The sequence below is a fragment of the Pseudomonas trutticola BRTCR10 genome (assembly GCF_056155105.1).
The window spans coordinates 6001625-6017174 of sequence record NZ_CM149552.1; the positions used below are offsets into that span (position 1 = coordinate 6001625).

General features: G+C 60.8%; 14 protein-coding genes. 9 read left to right on the forward strand and 5 right to left on the reverse strand.

The annotated features are described in order from the left end of the window. The first annotated feature begins 4 nt into the window (after positions 1 to 4). The 8 genes from ACVVH8_RS27310 (at position 5) to ACVVH8_RS27345 (ending at position 9263) form a co-directional block, all read left to right on the forward strand. The gene (locus ACVVH8_RS27310; protein ID WP_475227276.1) at positions 5 to 1939 is read left to right on the forward strand and encodes a putative nucleotidyltransferase substrate binding domain-containing protein; all 1935 of its coding nucleotides are present in this window, start codon (positions 5 to 7) and stop codon (positions 1937 to 1939) included. Beyond that, the gene (locus tag ACVVH8_RS27315) at positions 1936 to 2643 is read left to right on the forward strand and encodes a 3'-5' exonuclease (RefSeq protein WP_315446187.1); all 708 of its coding nucleotides are present in this window, start codon (positions 1936 to 1938) and stop codon (positions 2641 to 2643) included. Before ACVVH8_RS27310 ends, ACVVH8_RS27315 begins: the two co-directional genes overlap by 4 nt. A gap of 250 nt (positions 2644 to 2893) precedes the next feature. Further along, complete coding sequence (locus ACVVH8_RS27320; RefSeq protein WP_401302881.1) at positions 2894 to 3370, forward strand: RNA polymerase sigma factor; 477 nt, start codon at positions 2894 to 2896, stop codon at positions 3368 to 3370. Next, positions 3367 to 4341, forward strand: a complete 975-nt coding sequence (locus ACVVH8_RS27325; protein ID WP_475227279.1) for a FecR domain-containing protein — start codon at positions 3367 to 3369, stop codon at positions 4339 to 4341. The genes ACVVH8_RS27320 and ACVVH8_RS27325 overlap by 4 nt, the downstream gene beginning before the upstream one ends. Positions 4342 to 4607: 266 nt before the next feature. After that, positions 4608 to 7046 (forward strand): TonB-dependent siderophore receptor, encoded by a 2439-nt coding sequence (locus ACVVH8_RS27330; RefSeq protein WP_213026774.1) that lies wholly within the window; start codon positions 4608 to 4610, stop codon positions 7044 to 7046. Between the two features lie 74 nt (positions 7047 to 7120). Further along, positions 7121 to 8251, forward strand: coding sequence for a PepSY-associated TM helix domain-containing protein (locus tag ACVVH8_RS27335; RefSeq protein WP_475227282.1), 1131 nt, complete (start codon positions 7121 to 7123; stop codon positions 8249 to 8251). Further along, positions 8248 to 8427 (forward strand): hypothetical protein, encoded by a 180-nt coding sequence (locus ACVVH8_RS27340; protein ID WP_475227285.1) that lies wholly within the window; start codon positions 8248 to 8250, stop codon positions 8425 to 8427. Before ACVVH8_RS27335 ends, ACVVH8_RS27340 begins: the two co-directional genes overlap by 4 nt. A gap of 206 nt (positions 8428 to 8633) precedes the next feature. Further along, entirely contained in the window at positions 8634 to 9263 is a 630-nt protein-coding gene (locus tag ACVVH8_RS27345; RefSeq protein WP_103304456.1) for a glutathione S-transferase, read from the forward strand. A 199-nt stretch (positions 9264 to 9462) separates the two neighbouring features. On the opposite strand, the gene creD is transcribed toward ACVVH8_RS27345, so the two are convergent. The 4 genes from creD to rloA2 form a co-directional block, all read right to left on the reverse strand. Beyond that, positions 9463 to 10833: a cell envelope integrity protein CreD gene (gene creD / locus ACVVH8_RS27350; protein ID WP_475227290.1), complete on the reverse strand. Its 1371-nt coding sequence runs from the start codon at positions 10831 to 10833 to the stop codon at positions 9463 to 9465. 200 nt (positions 10834 to 11033) lie between these two features. After that, the gene (gene creC / locus ACVVH8_RS27355; RefSeq protein WP_475227292.1) at positions 11034 to 12452 is read right to left on the reverse strand and encodes a two-component system sensor histidine kinase CreC; all 1419 of its coding nucleotides are present in this window, start codon (positions 12450 to 12452) and stop codon (positions 11034 to 11036) included. Beyond that, the gene (creB, locus tag ACVVH8_RS27360; protein WP_475227295.1) at positions 12452 to 13132 is read right to left on the reverse strand and encodes a two-component system response regulator CreB; all 681 of its coding nucleotides are present in this window, start codon (positions 13130 to 13132) and stop codon (positions 12452 to 12454) included. The genes creC and creB overlap by 1 nt, the downstream gene beginning before the upstream one ends. Positions 13133 to 13206: 74 nt before the next feature. Continuing rightward, positions 13207 to 13710, reverse strand: coding sequence for a retropepsin-like aspartic peptidase RloA2 (rloA2, locus tag ACVVH8_RS27365; protein ID WP_053124525.1), 504 nt, complete (start codon positions 13708 to 13710; stop codon positions 13207 to 13209). A 307-nt stretch (positions 13711 to 14017) separates the two neighbouring features. Between rloA2 and ACVVH8_RS27370 the strand changes: the two genes are divergently transcribed. Further along, the gene (locus tag ACVVH8_RS27370) at positions 14018 to 14905 is read left to right on the forward strand and encodes an acyltransferase (protein ID WP_475227297.1); all 888 of its coding nucleotides are present in this window, start codon (positions 14018 to 14020) and stop codon (positions 14903 to 14905) included. 1 nt (position 14906) lies between these two features. Here the strand turns inward: ACVVH8_RS27370 and ACVVH8_RS27375 are convergent, their stop codons facing one another. Then, positions 14907 to 15464: a DUF2780 domain-containing protein gene (locus ACVVH8_RS27375; RefSeq protein WP_103304462.1), complete on the reverse strand. Its 558-nt coding sequence runs from the start codon at positions 15462 to 15464 to the stop codon at positions 14907 to 14909. Between the last annotated feature and the right edge of the window lie 86 nt (positions 15465 to 15550).

The window sequence follows — 15550 nt, forward strand, 5'->3', positions numbered from 1 at the left end:
GGTTATGAGTAAAGCGGACGCCTTCACCCAGGCAGGGAAAACCGCGGTGTTGCAGAACATTCAGGGCACCCTGCAATTCCTTCAGCGCTTCCCGCCCTTCAATCAGATGGAACACGCCCACCTCGCGTATCTGGTGGAGCAATGCCAACTGCGCTTTTACGCTCAGGGCGAGAGCATCATCAAACCCACCGATGGCCCGGTCGAGCACTTCTACATCGTCAAACAGGGCCGCGTGGTGGGTGAACGTCAGCACATCACCAAGCCCGGCACCGAAACCACCTTTGAAATCACCACCGGCGAATGCTTCCCCCTCGCCGCGCTGCTCGGCGAGCGGGCAACGCGCACCGAGCATCTGGCCGGCGAAGACACCTTCTGCCTGCAACTGAACAAACCGGCGTTCATCAAACTGTTCGCGCTGTCCAACGCCTTTCGCGACTTTGCTTTGCGCGGGGTCAGCAGCCTGCTTGATCAGGTCAACCAGCAAGTCCAGCAGAAAGCCGTGGAAACCCTCGGCACCCAGTATTCGCTGAACACCCGACTGGGTGAATTGGCCATGCGTCATCCAGTGACGTGCAGCCCTGAAACGCCGTTGCGTGACGCGGTGAAGTTGATGCATGAGCAACAGGTCGGCAGCATCGTCGCGGTGGATGAACACAAGGCGCCACTGGGGATTTTCACTTTGCGCGACCTGCGCCATGTGGTGGCTGAAGGCGTGGGCGATTTCAGCGAAGCCATCGAACATCACATGACCCGTGCGCCGTTTTATCTGTCGCCGGATCACAGTGCATTCGACGCGGCGATTGCCATGACCGAGCGGCACATCGCTCACGTCTGCCTGGTCAAGGATCAGCGCCTGTGCGGCGTGGTGTCCGAGCGTGATCTGTTTTCCCTGCAACGCGTCGATCTGGTGCACCTGGCCCGGACCATCCGCAGTGCCCAGCGCGTCGAACAACTGGTGTCCCTGCGCGGTGAGATCGGCCAATTGGTCGAGCGCATGCTCGCCCACGGCGCCTCTTCAACCCAGATCACCCACATCATCACCCTGCTCAACGACCACACCGTGTGCCGGGTGATCGAACTGACCCTCGCCGAAAAAGGCGACCCCGGCGTGCCGTTCAGTTGGCTGTGTTTCGGCAGTGAAGGCCGGCGCGAGCAAACGCTGCACACCGATCAGGACAACGGCATTCTGTTCGACGCTCGCGATGCGGCGCACGCGGCGGAAATTCGCGGCAAGCTGCTGCCGATCGCGCAGCAGATCAACCAGAGCCTGGCGCAATGCGGCTTTACTCTGTGCAAGGGCAACATCATGGCCGGCAACCCCGAGCTGTGTTTGTCGCGCGCGGAATGGGCGCGGCGTTTTGCGGCGTTTATTCGCGAGGCGACGCCGGAGAATCTGTTGGGCTCGAGCATCTATTTTGATCTGCGGGTGGTCTGGGGCGATGAAAGCGGTTGCGCGCAACTGCGTCGGGGGATTCTCGAGCAGGTCGGCGACAACCGTCTGTTCCAGCGCATGATGGCCGACAACGCCCTGCGCAATCGCCCGCCGGTCGGGCGTTTCCGCGAGTTTGTACTGGCGCGCAAGAACGGCGAGAAAGCCACGCTGGATTTGAAAGTTCAGGGTCTAACCCCATTCGTCGATGGCGCACGCCTGCTGGCGCTGGCCAACGGCATCGACGCCAACAACACCCTCGAACGCTTTCGCCAACTGGTCGATAAAGAAGTCATCGAACCACTCGACGGCGCCGCGTATGAAGAGGCTTACCACTTCATTCAGCAAACGCGCATGCAGCAACATCAGTTGCAGACCCGGGAGAATCTGCCCTACTCCAACCGTGTCGATCCCGACAGCCTCAACCACCTCGACCGACGCATCCTGCGCGAATCCCTGCGTCAGGCTCAACGCCTGCAAAGCAGCCTGACCTTGCGGTATCAGCTATGAGCCTGTTCTCGTGGCTGCGTACGGCCAGCCCGGTGGTGCCGGCCGAGCTGCAACACCGCCTGGCGCGGTTGCCGGCGATCAGCGCGTTGAGCGATTGCAGCCTGCGCGAACAGCGCTGGGTGGTGCTGGATCTGGAAACCACTGGGCTGAACCTGAACAAGGATCGCGTGTTGTCGATCGGCGCCGTGGTGATCGACGACGCTGCGATCGATTTCAGTCAGCAGTTCGAACGGACCTTGCAATGTCGTGAACTGAAGCTCAGCCCCAGTGTGTTGATCCATGGCCTGGGGCCGAATGAACTTGCCGCCGGCAGCGACCCGGCCGAAGCGTTAGTGGACCTCATGGAGTTTATCGGCGACAGCCCGGTGCTGGCGTTTCATGCGCCGTTCGATCAGCACATGCTCGGGCGCGCGCTGAAGGAGCATCTGGGGCACAAGTTGCAGCAGGTGTTTCTGGATGTCGCGGATATTGCGCCGCTGGTGTGCCCGCAGGCGAATATTCGCGAGGCCGGGCTGGATGAGTGGATCGACTGGTTTCGCCTGGAAGTGTTCGAACGGCATAACGCCAGTGCCGATGCGCTGGCCACGGCGGAATTGGCGTTGATTCTGTTCAGTCGGGCGCGGGGGCAGCAGATTCATAGTCCGCTGAATTTGCAGCAGCGCTTGAGTCAGTGGAAGCGCCGACAACAAGCGCCGTCCTTTTAGATTTCCGTTGGCTGTTCTGGCCTCTTCGCGAGCAGGCTCGCTCCCACATTTGGAATGCGATGCCTTGTGGGAGCGCGCCTGCTCGCGAAGAACGATGACGTGGTTTCCCTGATGCCACCTGACCAGTGGCCAATTGCTAACCATTCCCACCTCTGCCAGAATCGCGAACAATTCGCGTTAGTTAATATTTCCCAATCGGTGATGTCCGGTGTCGTCAGTCCCAAGCCCTCACAATCAGCTCGTCGGTGCGATGTATCGCGACCATCGCGGTTGGCTGCTGGCGTGGCTACGGCGCAACGTGGCCTGTCCGCAGCGGGCCGAAGACCTGAGCCAGGACACCTTCGTGCGCCTGCTCGGCCGCGATGAACTGCTGACACCGCGCGAGCCCCGAGCCTTTCTCGTGGCGATTGCCAAGGGTCTGTTGTTTGACTACTTCCGCCGCGCCGCGCTGGAGCAGGCTTACCTCACTGAGTTGATGCTGATCCCCGAGGGCGAACAACCGTCGGTGGAAGAACAGCAAATGATCCTCGATGACCTCAAAGCCATCGACCGCCTGCTCGGCAAACTGTCGACCAAGGCCCGCGCCGCCTTCCTTTATAACCGCCTCGATGGCCTCAGCCATGCCGAGATCGCCGAGAAACTTGGCGTTTCAGTGCCGCGCGTGCGCCAGTATCTGGCTCAGGGGATTCGTCAGTGCTACATCGCGCTCTACGGTGAGCCGACGTGAGCCCTGCCAGTTCCAGACCGGTGCCGGCGCATGTGCTGGATGCGGCGATTGCCTGGCAGTTGACGCTCGATTCGAGCAGCCCGCTGGAGCGCGAGGAATTCGCCAAATGGCACGCGGCAAATGAAGAACATGCCCGCGCATGGCGTCAATTGGGCATGCTCGACCAACGCTTCAGCGTGGCCAAAGGCCCGGCCCGCAGTGCACTGCTGCAATCGCGCGAAGGCATCCGCCGGCGCGTGCGCAAACTGGGCAGCGGTCTGGCCAGTGTTGTCGTGGTGATCGGTCTGGGATTGTTTGCCGCTGAGCGTTACTTGCCGCTGGACTACTGGCTGGCCGATCAGCGCACCGCAACTGGCGAACAGCGCATCGTACGCCTGGCCGACGGCACCGTGCTCAACCTCAATACTCACAGCGCCGTGGATGTGCGCTTCGATGAGAAGCAGCGCCTGATCGTCTTGCAGGAAGGCGAGATCCTCGTCGAAACCGGCCACGGCGATGCACGGCCATTTATCGTCGAAACCCGCGAAGGCAGCATGCGCGCGCTGGGCACGCGGTTCCTGGTCAAGCGCGAGGAACAAGGTACGCGTCTGAGCGTGCTGCAATCAGCGGTGGCGGCACACACGCAAGCGAATCCCGAAGAACAGATTTTGCGCGAAGGCCAGCAAGTATTGCTGCGCGGTGATGGGCTGGGCGCGATTGTCGCCCTCACGCCCGGCGCCGATGCCTGGACGCGCGGCATGCTGGTGGTGGATAACGCACGACTGAGCGATCTGGTGCATGAGCTGGGTCGTTATCGTCGTGGGCATCTGGGCGTTGCGCCGGAAGTGGCTGACTTGCGCATCACCGGCAGCTTCCCGCTGCATGACACCGACAAAGCCTTGAGCGCCCTGCTGCCAACCCTGCCAGTGCAGATCGAGCAGCACACACCGTATTGGGTGACGGTGGCCAAGGCTGATTCCAAGCCTGAATGATCGGGTGGCTGAGCGGTCGCCATCGCTGGCAAGCCAGCTCCCACAGGTTTCAGTGCTGCCCACAAAGTTGATGTTTACAGCACTCCCCTGTGGGAGCTGGCTTGCCAGCGATGAGGCCGCCAGCAGCTCCACAAAACCAGGCTCGCCATGTCTATCAGCAGCACCGCTGCAAGTTAATCGAAATTATTTCCATCCACCCCTATCACTTTTTGGTTTTCATCCGGCACACAGGCAATTGAGAAATATTTCCATTCAGGAGCCGCCGTATGTCCCGTTCGCTAGACACCTTGTTGCGCCCCAGTCTGCTGGCCGTCGCCATCGCTTTCAGCACTCCTCTGATCAGCAGCCCGTTGCTCGCCGTTGAACAAGCGTCCAGCGTTCGCGCCTACAACCTGCCGGCGGCGCCCTTGGCCACCACCCTCAACCAGATCGCCAGCCAGGGCGGCCTCGCCCTGTCGCTGAATCCTTCGCTGGCGGCTGGCAAGACCTCGGCACCGGTCAACGGTCAGTACGATGCGGCCGGCGCTCTGCGCGCGGCTCTGCAAGGCACCGGTCTGCAACTGGAACAGGCCAGCACGGGGACTTACACCCTGGTCGCCGTGCCGGAAGGCGTGATGGCGCTACCGGAAACATCGGTCATCGGTGTGGAAAATCTGGAAACCGCTTGGAGCCCGGTCGAAGGCTACACTGCCACCCGCACCGCCGCCGGCACCAAAACCGACACCGCGCTGGTTGAAGCACCGCGTTCGATCTCCGTGGCCACGCGCCAGCAGATGGACGACCGCAGCGTGCACAGCCTCGATGACGCCGTGCGCTACATGCCCGGCATCACCGCCAGCAGCTACGGCAGCGACACCCGTATCGACTGGCTGCGCGTGCGTGGTTTCGAACCGACTCAGTTCCTCGACGGCCTGCCGCTGCCAAGAGGCATCTACGCCAACCCGAAACCGGAAACCTGGAACCTCGATCGCCTCGCCCTGCTACGCGGCCCGGCTTCGTCGGTTTACGGCCAGACCCCGCCAGGCGGTCTGCTGGACATGGTCAGCCGTCGTCCAAGCGCCGAAGCCAGCAGCGAAATCCAGTTGCAGTACGGCAGCGACAACCACCGCCAGATCAACTTCGCCAGCACCGGCAAGATCGATGACGCCGGGCAATTTCTGTATGGCATCAGCGGCGTGGTGCGCGACAGCGACACGCAGATCGACCACATCGAAAACAAGCGCTACAACATCGCGCCGAGCCTGACCTGGAACATCGACGACGACACCAAGTTGACCTTGCTCTCACAGTTCACCCGCGACGATACCGGGGTCACCAGTCAGTTCTATCCGATCCAGGGCACCAAGATCGACATGCCGTTCGGCAAGATTTCCCACCACAAGAATCTGGGCGATCCTGATTACGACTTCTACGACCGCACCTACTACGCGCTCGGTTATGCCTTTGAACATCGCCTGAATGATGTCTGGCAGTTCAAACAGAATCTGCGTTACACCAAGTCCGATCTGTCGTTCCAGACCGTGACCGTCAACAGCTACAACACGACCATTCCCGGCTTCACCGTTGACGATCAGGGCAATGTCGGTCGCGGCACCACCAATGTCGATGAGGACATCAGCCAATTCGCCGTGGACAACAACTTCCAGGCTGACTTCGCTACGGGCGACATCCGTCATACCTTGCTGCTGGGTCTCGACCATCAGCGCAGCAACGACAACTACACCTCGATCTTCGGCAGCGCGCCGGACATCAACGTCAACAACCCGATCTACGGCCAGCCGATTACGCGTCCGCCACGTTCCTCGGCGTTCTACGACTACAACCAGAAAACCAACCAGACCGGTCTCTACGTGCAGGACCAGATGGCGCTGGACCAGTGGCGTCTGACCTTGGGCGGTCGTGAAGACTGGGTACACACCAGCACCAGATTCCTCAACAAGGGCGATGCCACCAACACCCAGCGTGACAAGGCGTTCAGCGGTAACGCGGCGATCAGCTATGTGTTCGACTCGGGCTTCGTGCCATACCTGTCGTATGCCGAATCCTTCCAGCCAACCAGCGGCGCCGATGCCAGCGTCACTGAGTCGTTCAAGCCGACCGAAGGCAAACAATGGGAACTGGGCATCAAGTACCAGCCACCGGGCAGCAAAACCCTGCTCAGTGCAGCGGTGTATGACCTGACCCAGAAGAACGTCGCGGTCAACAACATCGTCAACAACGTGACCATCACCAGCCAGACCGGCGAAGTGAAAGTCAAAGGCCTGGAGCTTGAAGCGGTTTCGGATGTCACCGATAACCTGAAAGTCATCGCCGCCTACACCCTGGCCAAGTCCGAAGTGCAGAAAGGTGTCGACAAGGGCAATCGCCTGCAACTGATGCCGAACCAGCAAGCCTCGCTGTGGACCGACTACACCTGGCACAGCGGCGTGCTCGACGGTTTCGGCATCGGCGGCGGGGTGCGCTACACCGGCAACACCTACGGCGACAAGGCCAACACCTGGCTGGGCAAGGCCGACGCCTACACCGTGTTCGACGCAGCCGTGCATTACGACCTCGGCCGACTGGACAACAGCCTCAAAGGCGCGTCGCTGGCACTCAACGCCACCAACCTGTTCGACAAGGACTACATCTCCACCTGCGACGGTTACTACTGCTACTACGGCGACCAGCGCAGTGTGGTCGCCAGCGCTACTTACAAGTGGTAAACGACTGAGCTGAAACAGGCCCTGTTACCAGGCCGTCCCCCGTGGACGGCTTCGGTGTTTTTGAAGGTCATGAAATGAAAAGTAAAACAATTCGCCGCTGGTCGTTCATCCACACCTGGACCAGCCTGGTTTGCACCGTGTTTTTGCTGATGCTGGCACTGACCGGTCTGCCGCTGATCTTTCACCACGAAATCGAGCACTTGCTCGGCGATGCTCCTGAAGTGCGCGAGATGCCGGCGGACACGCCGCGTCTGAATCTGGCGCAACTGGTTGAAGCCGCGGAAAAACATCGCCCGGATGAAGTCGTGCAGTACTTCGGCTTCGACGACGATGAGCCGAATGCCGTCCTGACGATCATGGCGAAAACCGCCGGCACCGAGCCGAACTCTTCGCACACCTTCATGCTCGATGCTCGCACCGGTGAAGCGCTGGAAACCCCTGCGGCCAACGGTGGCCTGATGCTGTTTATCCTGCGCTTGCATGTCGACATGTTCGCCGGATTGCCAGGCAAATTGCTGCTGGCGTTCATGGGACTGCTGTTTGTCGTGGCGATTGTCTCGGGGACGGTGCTGTACCTGCCGTTCATGCGCCGCCTGAACTTCGCCACCGTGCGTCAGGACAAATCCACACGCCTGCGCTGGCTGGACCTGCACAACCTGATCGGCGTTGTCACCCTGACCTGGGCCTTGGTGGTCGGCGTGACCGGGGTGATCAGCGCCTGCGCCGATCTGCTGATCGCTGCCTGGCGCAACGATGCGCTGAACACATTGATTGCGCCCTACCGCGATGCGCCGCCGCTGACGCAACTGGCACCGGCCACGCGTTTGCTCGACATCGCCGGCGAAGTCGCGCCGGGGATGAAACCAGACTTCATTGCCTTTCCCGGCACACGGTTCTCCAGCGAACACCACTACTCGGTGTTCATGAAGGGCGGCACGCATCTGACCTCGCATCTGCTGACGCCGGTGCTGATCGACGCCACTACCCTGCAAGTCACCGCCGTAGCCGAACGCCCGTGGTACATGGACGCCATGGGCATGTCGCAGCCGCTGCACTTCGGCGACTATGGCGGCATGCCGATGAAGATTCTCTGGGCGACGCTGGATGTGCTGACCATCATCGTCCTCGGCAGTGGCGTGTACCTGTGGGTGGTGCGGCGTAAAGCAGCCAAGCCTGCGCTGGAAACGGCGGAGGCGTCTGCATGAAGCCGCGTCAGTCGAATTTCTGGAAGGTCTTCAGCACGCCGCTGGTGATCGCTCTGCTCAGTGCAGCGGGGTTGTTTGCGGCGTTGCTGGGGGATGGGATCTGGGATGCGTTGAGCTGGGTTGGGCTGGGTGTTCCGGCAATTCTGGCGATCAGGGGATTGCTGCAGCGCAGTTAGTTTCTTTGTTGTCGGTAATGGCCTCATCGCTGGCAAGCCAGCTCCCACAGGGGTTGATGCTGAATCTGAAATTTGTGTTCGCTGCAAAAACTGTGGGAGCTGGCTTGCCAGCGATGGCGATCTCACGAACACCATCAATTCCTCGCCAGCCACAGTGGTTGTAGCTAGGCTAACCTCCTGCTCTTCGATGCTCACGAGGTTTGCCAATGTCCGCCCCCAGCATGACCCTGTTCCACAACTCGCTGTCCCCGTTCGTTCGCAAAGTGATGGTGTTGCTGCACGAGACCGGTCAGCAGGATCGCGTCGCGTTGCAAGACTGCGTGCTCAGCCCAGTCAGCCCCGATCCGACCCTCAACGCCGACAACCCGCTGGGCAAGATCCCGGCCCTGCGCCTGGCCGATGGCAACGTCATCCATGACAGCCGCGTGATCCTCGATTACCTCGACCACCAACACGTCGGCAACCCGCTGATCCCCCGCGACGGCTCGGCCCGCTGGCGGCGCCTGACCCTGGCCTCGATGGCCGACGGGATCATGGATGCTTCGGTGATGGTGCGTTACGAACAGGCGCTGCGTGCTCCGGAAAAGCACTGGGACGAATGGCTCGACGCCCAGCGCGAGAAGATCCGCCGTGCGCTCGCACTGCTGGAAACGGACGCGATCGCCGAGCTGACCAGTCACTTCGATGTCGCCGCAATCAGCGTCGCCTGTGCACTGGGCTACCTCGACCTGCGCTTCCCTGAAATGGACTGGCGGACCGCCAATCCACAATTGGCCAACTGGTACTTTGAAGTCAGCCAGCGACCGTCCATGATCGCCACGATGCCCAAGGTTTAAATCGGCGGCGCCTGTTCCGGCCTCATCGCTGGCAAGCCAGCTCCCACAGGATCCTTGTCGGATCGCAAATACGCGTAAGACATCAATCCACTGTGGGAGCTGGCTTGCCGGCGATGGCACCACCTCGGTTCCGGCGGCAGTGACGCAAAGATCAGCGTAACCAACACCTCAGCCTCCCGCTGATCCTCACGCAGCCCGCTCATTGCACCGCCCCAATATCAAACTCCAACGGCTTGGCCGGCTTCTGCCCGATCCCGTACCAGTCCAGTTTGCGCGTCAGCACCATGAACACACCGAGCAAGCCGAACAACAACAGCGAGCCCATCAACAGCGCGTAATCCTCGGCACTCAACAATCCATAGAGCAGGCCATACAACGCCGCCAATCCCGCCGAAAAACTCAAACCGTGGCGCACGCTGCGCAGCACGTGGCAAACGTAAAAGCCGATCAACAACACGCAGCCACTGGCCGACAACAGATACGCCAAGGCAAACCCGATGTGCTCCGACAGCGACAGCAGCAACAGGTAAAAGAAAGCCAGTGCCACGCCGACCAAGGCGTACTGCACCGGGTGAACCGCCAGACTTTTCAGCACTTCGAACAAGAAGAAACCGGCGAACGTCAGAACGATGAACAGCAGCGCATATTTGATCGCCCGGTCACTCTTCAGATACTGATCCACCGGATCGATGAAGCTCACGCCAAAGCTGCGGCCGTTGAACGCCTCGCAGTCATTGCTGCTCACGCAACGGCTCATGGCGTCCTGCAAATTGGTGGAGAAGAACGTGGTCTGCCAGTCGGCGCTGAAACCGGCATCGTTGATTTCACGTTTGACGGGCAGGAAGTTGCCGACAAAGCTCGGGTGCGGCCAGTTGGCGGTGAGGCTCACGCTACTGCTCTTGCCCACCGGCAGCACCTGCAGCGAACCGGTGCCTTGCAGGCGCAGATCAAAACCGAACGCCAATTCGGTGGCTTTACTGGTGTCGAGCAGCGGCAACGTGACGCGTACACCTTCGCCGAGCCAGCCGACCTGGGTGCCCGGGACAAAGTCCAGGCGCTGGCCCTCGAGCTCCAGTTTCAAAGCGTTTTCGATGCCGCGAATGTCGCTGATGCCGACCGCGAGAAACGGCGCGTCGAACTGGTAGTCGGCGAAGTCTTCCTTGATGCCCAACTGGGCCGGCAGCGAGAACTGACCGTTGATGCGGTTATCGGCGTGGAACAACCGCGCTTCGTAAATACCCCGGGCGCGCAACTCGGTCTGCACTTGGCCATCGAGTTCGAAGCGCTCCGGCAGAAAGTACAAACGCCCGCGTTCCTCCCGGGGATCGTCGTAGCGCTTGTTGGTTTTGTCGTTGATCTTCCAGTTGTGAATCACCTTGCGATACGGCACCACCATCACCGGCCCGCTCACTTGCTGGTTGTAACTGGCACTGCGAGCGATGTCCTGCAGCACGCCGTCGCGCAATTGCTGGCGATCGTCGATTACGCCGTCGATCATCATTAACGGTATGAGTAACAGCAGGATCAACAGGGCAATGGCCCCGAGCTTAATGGTCAGATTCTTGTTCATGGGACTCTCCCTGTTTCGATGGGCAGAGTCTGATTCGGCTGTTTGAGGGTTTTATGGGGGGAATGTGGAGATTGTGTGGAGACAGTTCGGGCCCCATCGCGGGCAAGCCCGCTCCCACAATGATTCAGGTGTACACAATCGTCGCTTACGACAGAAAATCCTGTGGGAGCGGGCTTGCCCGCGATGGCCGTGACACGGTTTCAAGGCAAGCGCAGGGCCACTTCAACGCCGTTTTCAACATTGCGAATGCTCATTGAGCCACCATGCAACTTGACCACCTCTTCAACGAAGTTAAGCCCCAATCCCGTGCTTTTGCGCCCACTGTCCGGGCGCGGCAATGAGTAGAAGCGCTCAGTCAAACGCGGCAAGGCGTAATCCGGAATCGGCGCAGTTTCATTGAACAAGCGAAACTCGATCTGCTCGCCGACGCGCTCGGCGCTGAAGCGCAACAACCCCTGCGGCGGGGTGAAATCCAGCGCGTTTTCCAGCAGATTGCCCAACGCCTGACGCAGCAAAAACGGTTCGCCGATCAGCAGCATATCCGCCGCAATCGTCTGTTCGATCCGCAACTGTTTGCCTTCAATCCGCGCCGCCTGCGCCTGCAACAACTCATCGACCAACACCGCCAGCGGCACCGCCACCCGTTCCTCCAGGCCATGCCGCTGTTCGACCTGCGCCAGATTCAGCAAGCGCTCGATCAACTGCTGCATCCGCGCACTTTCGCTGTCGATGTTGCCGACAAACCGCAGTCGCTGAATCGCAGGCATGTCACCTTGCAGCAACTCCGCCGCGCCGCGAATCGCCGCCAGCGGACTTTTCAGTTCGTGGGTCAGGGTGTGCACGTAGCGCTCGACGTAAGCCTTGCCCTCCAGTTGCGTGCGCATCTGCTCGACCGCCGTAGCCAGTTGCTCCAGCTCACCGCCGCGATAGTGCGGCACTTCAACGCGCCGACCTTCGCTGACAGCCTCGGCATACCTCGTCAAACGGTGCAGCGCGCGACTCAGCCACCACGACAGCAAGGCGCCGAACAACAGGCCGAGGCCGATCAGGCCCGCACCGTAGAACAGCAAACGCCGTTCGGTACGATCGACATAGGGCTGTAACGAGCTGTTGGGTTTGGCCACGGTCACCACACCGATGATCCGGCCGTTATCGCGGATCGGGGCGCCGACGTGCATCACCGATGAGGCCGGGTCATCCGGATCGCTGCGACTGGAACGCGCACCGTATTCGCCGCGCAGGGTCAGGTAGACATCGTTCCAGCGCGAGTAATCCTGACCGACCGCCACGCCGCTGGAATCGAGCACCACGATGCCTTTGGCGTCGGTGACGTAGATGCGATGGTTGACCTGATTTTTCGGCAAACCCCAGATGGTCGCTTGCGGCTGGCGTTCGCCATAGGCACGCAGCAACTCGGGCCAGCGGTTCTCGCTGAGGGTGCCTGCCTTGAAATCGTCACGGAGAATTTCCGCCATCAGGTTGGCGGTATCGACCAGGGTTTCTTCGGTGGACTGGCGCACGCCGGGGCGGATTTCTTCCATCACTGTGTTGAGCACGAAATAGCCGGTCAGGCCGACAAACAGCACATACACCAGAAAAATCCTCAGCCCCAACGACATCAGCTGTGCCCCGGGCTGTAGCTGTAACCGAGGCCGCGATGGGTCTGGATCGGCTCGGCGTCGGCGCGCACCAGTCGCAGTTTGGCCCGCACGCTTTTAATGTGGCTGTCGATGCTGCGCTCGTAACCGGCATCGGCGGCGACACCCAGCGCATCGAGCAATTGCTCGCGGCTGAACACCCGTTCGGGTTGGTCGAGCAAGCATTGCAACAGGCGGAATTCGTGGCGGGTCAGGCTCAGGGTCTGGCCGCGATAGGCAATCTGCACGCGCTCGGGATCAATGCGAAACAGCGCCGAGGAGGCCTCGATTGGCGGGCGCGGCGCCATGCGCTTGAGGATCGCCCGGACCCGTGCCGCGACTTCTCGAGGGCTGAACGGCTTGACCACGTAGTCGTCGGCGCCGATCTCCAGGCCCACAACACGGTCGATCTCGGCGTTGCGGGCGCTAAGGAACAGCACCGGCACTTCGCTGAAACGGCGTAGCTGCTTGCAGGTTTCGAAACCACTGATGTCCGGCAGGCCGATGTCGAGAATGATCAGATCGGCCGGCGTCTGGCGCTGGTGCGCAAGCGCTGCCTCACCGAGGCTCACCCAGGTGGTGATGAACCCCTCGCCCTGCAAGGCAAAAATCAGCGTGTCGGCAATCGCCGCTTCGTCTTCGACAATCAGGATATGAGGCATGGCGTCCGAGCCCGTGGGTTAAGTGCGCGAACGGTGCCCCAAGCGTGCCTTTACGTCAATGAGACCACTTGGCGCTAGCAGTCCGGTTTGTCGGCGGTGAAGCGCCGCGCCGGGTTCACCGCCGCGCCAAATTCACGCAAGGCCTTGGCACCGATCAGCAGCGGATAGTTGAAGTTGCTGCGGTCGGTCAGATTGACCTCCACGGTACGCTTGACGTCGCCCAGGCACAGCTCCAGATCGACCACTGGCCGTTTCGCGACTTCGGTGCTTTCGCCTTCGTCTTCTTCATCCGAACGGCTCTTGATCTTGCTGATTCGCGCGACCTTGTGTTCATAGACCTTGTTGCTGGCGTCCTTGGTGCCGAGACGGAACCGCACCCAGTCTTCGCCATCACGGGTGAAGGTTTCGATATCCTTGGCCGACAGCGACGCTGTCAGCGCACCGGTGTCCATCTTGGCCTTGAGCACTTCACCGCCGATTTCCGGCAGCGCGATGTATTCGTAGCGCCCGTACAGGGTCGGCTCGGCGGCCATGACCGGGAGGGCGACGAGGGCAAACAGTGCAAGGAGGGATTTCACGTAAGGGGCTTCCTTGGAAAATGAGGGCGGCAGACGTGGGATTTTAGACAGCCAGCAAGCAATTCGTTCGCCGCTGAGCCCGCATCGCTGGCAAGCCAGCTCCCACAAGGATCTTCAACGAATGTAATTCTTGCGGACACCCGATAAACCTGTGGGAGCTGGCTTGCCAGCGATGAGGCCAGCACATTCAGCGAAATATCTGACCCAAGCATACCCAGCCAAAAGTGAAACATTCGTCACCCCCGATTTGGCCTGTCGCCCGAAGCCACTTATCATGGCGCGCTCATCCGACTTCATAGAGTTGCTTATGCGCCGCCTGCTCACCGGCTGTTTCGTCACCCTGCTGCTGTTGCTCAACACCCTGATCCTGATCGGGCCGTTGCTGGTGTTTGCCCTGCTCAAACTGGTGGCGCCCGGGCGCTGGCGCGATTACGCGTCGTGGGCGGTGATGTGGATCGCCGAGACCTGGGCCGAAATCGACAAGCTGATTTTTCGCCTGTGCATTCCCACTCAATGGGACATTCGCGGCGGCGCAGACCTGCGTGGCGACACGTCCTATCTGGTGGTCAGCAATCATCAGTCGTGGGTCGATATTCCGGCGCTGATCCAGACACTCAACCGGCGCACGCCGTTCTTCAAGTTCTTCCTCAAGAAAGAGCTGATCTGGGTGCCGTTCCTCGGGCTGGCGTGGTGGGCGCTGGATTACCCGTTCATGAAGCGCTACACCAAGGCGTTTCTGGCCAGGCACCCGGAGCTGGCGGGCAAGGATCTGGAAATCACCAGACAAGCCTGCGAGTTGTTCAAGCGTCAGCCGGTGACCGTGGTGAATTATCTGGAAGGCACCCGCTACACCGGTACGAAAAGCGCACAGCAACAATCACCGTTCAAGCACTTGCTCAAGCCTAAGGCCGGCGGCGTGGCGTTTGTCCTGGCGGCGCTGGGTGAACAGCTGGATGCGATTCTCGACGTCACCGTGGTTTATCCACAGGAGAACATTCCGGGGTTCTGGGACTTGATCAGCGGCAACGTGCCGCGGGTGATCATCGACATTCAGACCCGCGAGCTCGACCCGGCGCTGTGGCAGGGCGATTACGAGAACGATCCGCTGTTTCGCGAGAAGGTCCAGAGCTGGGTCAACCAGCTCTGGACCGAGAAAGATCTGCGCATCGCCGAACTGCGCGGCGAGCGCAACTGAATCAGCTGCCGGTGCCGGCGCCCCAGATGCTGCCCAGGCTTTGCAGCAGCGGGCCGCCGACGCCTTGATCACCCAGATACTTGAGCAGCACCGGGGCAAACTGGCCGACCATGCCGCTGTCCATGCCCAATGCGCCGAACGCATTGTTCAGGTCATTGGTGTTCTTGACGTTGCCCAGGGCGTTTTCCAGCCCGGCGGATTTGCCCGACGAACCCAGCAAGCCGCTCAACGCCGCCATGTTGCCGCTACCGCCCGACAGCTTGTCGATGCCCGGCACTTCTTTGGCCAATTGCGAATAATCGGTGCTGCTCAATTGGTTCTTGGCCAGGCCTAGCATGGCGCTGGTGCCGCCGACCGCTTGCTGAGGGGTAACACCCAGACCGGTGACGGCTTGCAGCAAACCGGCGGTTTCCGAGGTCGGCGCGGCGGCGGTGGCCGAGTTGCCACCCTGCATGCTCGCAGCCGCTTTGGTCACATCGTCCAGGCTGAAACCGGCGAACACCGGGCTGGCCGCAAGGGTCATCAGCGAAGCCATTGCAATACCGCGTGAAATCTTCATTCAGACATCCTCTTGCGCTGCAAAAACCACCCTTCGATGGGCGGCGAAACTGCCGATTTGACCGGGTATCCGCCGGCATGTTCCAA

Coding starts and splice junctions, on each gene's coding strand:
- ACVVH8_RS27310 (WP_475227276.1), top strand. CDS start 5: ATGAGTAAAGCGGACGCCTTCACCCAGGCAGGGAAAACCGCGGTGTTG.
- ACVVH8_RS27315 (WP_315446187.1), top strand. CDS start 1,936: ATGAGCCTGTTCTCGTGGCTGCGTACGGCCAGCCCGGTGGTGCCGGCC.
- ACVVH8_RS27320 (WP_401302881.1), top strand. CDS start 2,894: ATGTATCGCGACCATCGCGGTTGGCTGCTGGCGTGGCTACGGCGCAAC.
- ACVVH8_RS27330 (WP_213026774.1), top strand. CDS start 4,608: ATGTCCCGTTCGCTAGACACCTTGTTGCGCCCCAGTCTGCTGGCCGTC.
- ACVVH8_RS27335 (WP_475227282.1), top strand. CDS start 7,121: ATGAAAAGTAAAACAATTCGCCGCTGGTCGTTCATCCACACCTGGACC.
- ACVVH8_RS27340 (WP_475227285.1), top strand. CDS start 8,248: ATGAAGCCGCGTCAGTCGAATTTCTGGAAGGTCTTCAGCACGCCGCTG.
- ACVVH8_RS27345 (WP_103304456.1), top strand. CDS start 8,634: ATGTCCGCCCCCAGCATGACCCTGTTCCACAACTCGCTGTCCCCGTTC.
- creD (WP_475227290.1), bottom strand. CDS start 10,833: ATGAACAAGAATCTGACCATTAAGCTCGGGGCCATTGCCCTGTTGATC.
- creC (WP_475227292.1), bottom strand. CDS start 12,452: ATGTCGTTGGGGCTGAGGATTTTTCTGGTGTATGTGCTGTTTGTCGGC.
- creB (WP_475227295.1), bottom strand. CDS start 13,132: ATGCCTCATATCCTGATTGTCGAAGACGAAGCGGCGATTGCCGACACG.
- ACVVH8_RS27370 (WP_475227297.1), top strand. CDS start 14,018: ATGCGCCGCCTGCTCACCGGCTGTTTCGTCACCCTGCTGCTGTTGCTC.
- ACVVH8_RS27375 (WP_103304462.1), bottom strand. CDS start 15,464: ATGAAGATTTCACGCGGTATTGCAATGGCTTCGCTGATGACCCTTGCG.